This is a genomic window from uncultured Eudoraea sp., from assembly GCF_947258525.1.
GTDB lineage: Bacteria > Bacteroidota > Bacteroidia > Flavobacteriales > Flavobacteriaceae > Eudoraea.
The window spans coordinates 1-2,809 of the sequence record NZ_CAMYIP010000091.1 but is presented as its reverse complement, the minus strand read 5'-3'; the positions used below and the strand labels follow the sequence as shown (position 1 = coordinate 2,809).

Genomic DNA, 2,809 nt, shown 5'->3' with positions numbered 1-2,809 from the left:
ATGTGTCCTGCTTCATAATAGGTCATTTCTATCTTTTCTCTGTCTATCCCGTTGCGGGAATAGGTATACTCAGCATCAAAAAACGGACAAATCAAATCAAAATAACCACTTGCAACCATGACTCTCATTTCCGTATTCCGCCGCATCGTCTCTGCCAGTTTTCGGGTAACATTGACAAAGGAAGGCTCCCATTGTTTCCCTTCCGGAATAGGTCTCCATTTCCAATTTTTGTAAACCTTATCATTGGAAGTAATATAAGGTCGATCCATTTTTACGTTTAGATCGGAGGACAAATAATGATTTAGTGCGGCGGTATAAGCCCCGCTTATTTGATAGCTGGATGCGTCTCCCAAATGCGGGCCATCAGTTAAGTCATCTACTTCATCTCCCATAAAACGACCATCTAACCGGCCAAGGGCTAATCCCTGATCTGCAAGTAATTCTTTTTGAAAGCGATGCATTAATATCCTAAGATTAGACTTTAGTATATACGCCTTGTCGAGACCGGTGAAATAGCTTAGTTTTTCTGCAACTTTGTTTTGTTCGGCTTCACTTAGTAATGAACCTTTGTATAGCGCCGGGGCATATAAATCATAGGTGTAGTTTCTGCATTCATCAATAAATGATTCAAGCGATTTTCCCTGGCCTGCTTTTTTGTGGTACCAGGCGGTTGCAGCCATACTGGGGAGGTACGTCAGGTAAGAAGTTATATTGTCGTGAACGGATGTCGAGCCCGCATAATCCAGGGCCTGAGAAATAAGGATTAAACCATTTAATGACATGTTCTGACCCCCTTCTTCCAGGGCATTGGCTACAGCAGCCGCTCTTACCGTCCCAAAACTTTCACCGGCAATATATTTAGGTGAAAACCAGCGATTATTTTTTGTTACCCATTGTCTTATAAATTTGGCGATGGAATTCGCGTCTTCATTTAAGCCCCAATAGTCTTTCACTTTACCCTTGCCAATGACACGGCTGTAACCGGTACCAACCGGATCTATAAAAACAAGGTCTGTCAAATCAAATAAGCCATTTTTATTATCCACTAAATTATAGGGTGCGGCTCCATCATCTTCTTTAGCATCTGACTGTACTTTCACCAATTTGGGACCAAGCATTCCCATATGTAACCACACTGATGCCGATCCGGGCCCCCCGTTAAAAACAAAAGTAACAGGTCGTTTGGTCAGATCGCTTACTCCTTCCTGGATATAAGCTACACACCAGATTGAAGCTGTTGACTCTTCTGAATCATTTTTTAAATACGTTTCTGAGGCAACAGCCTTGTATCTGATTATTTTACCTCCATTGGTTATTTGATGATTGGTAACAAACGATTTTGCTTCCGGTATCGGTTTTGTAGTCTCTTTCTTTTCCTGGGCAGAAACGGAAATTGAAAAAATGAGAATTATGGAAAGGATAGTTAATTTCATTACAGCTATTATTATAGTTTTTTCAAATATAGTTGATTAAATTCTTTACGTTTAAGCTCGCTGGGTTATCTGATTTTTTGCGAATAACCTGTTTAATAGGGTAACCCGTGCCCAAAAGCACCTTGCACCTTGCAAATCTCCGCAGCGAATGAAGCAGCTTCCCCAAAGGCGTTTTTAATCAACGAGTCCGGAGGAACACCGTCATTGGTTTTGCCTTTGAAATAGGAAATAAGGAATCCGGTAATGAAGGCATCTCCTGCTCCGAGCGTGTCTTTTGGTTTTACTGCTAGGGGAGCCTGTCTAAACCATGATCTTCCATCGAACAAAATTACTTCCCGGGGACCACGCGTGGCCACCGCCATGGTGCAGCCCCGATTCACCGCTTCCTTGAGAAGTTCCATAGCTGCTTCTTCAGTCCATTCGCTGCAGGAAAAAAACCCGAAGTCTATGTACTGGCATAAGGATAGTGCATGTTCGCTGTCGAAGTCATCTGAAAAGTCGTAGCTGATCATAGGCTTCAGTTGTTTCATTTTGGTTAGATAGTCATCCATATAGCTGTACGCACTGGTATGCACTATTGAAAATGATTGAAGGTAATCGAGATCGTCAAATATGAATTCCATTGGGACGGATTTGCTGATTCCACCTTCATTAGATGAAATAAAGATTCGTTCCCCATCCCGGATTTTCAAAATTGCCTGTCCGTTTGGTCCGTCAGCAATGCGGCAATGGGAAGTATCTACACCTATGCTGGCTAGTGTTTGCTGCACATGCCTGGCACTGTCATCGCTTCCAAAAACACCCAGATAGGCAGAGTCACAGCCCAACATGGACGCATATACCGAAAAGTTGAGGGCATTGCCCCCGGGAAACATGGTACGAATGTCAATGTAGTTATCCACGACATTGTCTCCGATACCTATAACTTTAAGTGTTTCATTGCCCATTATCTACATTAATATTCAACTATACCCATATAACGGCGTGTTTCAAGCGGATGATTACGAATTTTTGCCAATGCTTCGCGATAATCACACAGCACACTGTAAAACATTACCGGATTGAAGTATTCTACAACTGGTGCGGGAATTACGCCAATACCCAGCTCCCGGGCGTCTATAACTACATAATTCCTGGCATAAGTTTTAAGGAAAGTGATCACCCTCTGATCCAGCGGCCGCGTTCGACCTTCATTTACCAATACAATAAAATTGGTTTGCTTGTCTGTAACTTCGAAAGGACCATGAAAAAACTCACCGGAGTGAATTGAGCTCGCATGCAGCCTTTGCATTTCCATCAGAGAGCAGATGGCAAAACCATATGCATGTCCGTAACTTGCCCCGCTCGACAAAATGTAGAATAAATTCTCATTCTGA

The 2,809-nt window shown here is 42.7% G+C and carries 2 protein-coding genes and 1 pseudogene; all 3 read right to left on the bottom strand.

Annotated elements, in window-relative coordinates:
* The coding region (locus Q0X89_RS07050) for a peptidase S10 (protein WP_297692541.1) at positions 1-1,433 on the bottom strand (1,433 nt) is incomplete at its 3' end.
* A gap of 92 nt (positions 1,434-1,525) precedes the next feature.
* A complete protein-coding gene (locus Q0X89_RS07045; RefSeq protein ID WP_297692539.1) occupies positions 1,526-2,380 on the bottom strand; it encodes a PfkB family carbohydrate kinase in 855 nt (284 codons plus the stop codon).
* A gap of 8 nt (positions 2,381-2,388) precedes the next feature.
* Positions 2,389-2,809: pseudogene (locus tag Q0X89_RS07040) on the bottom strand (phosphosugar isomerase); the annotation flags it as partial.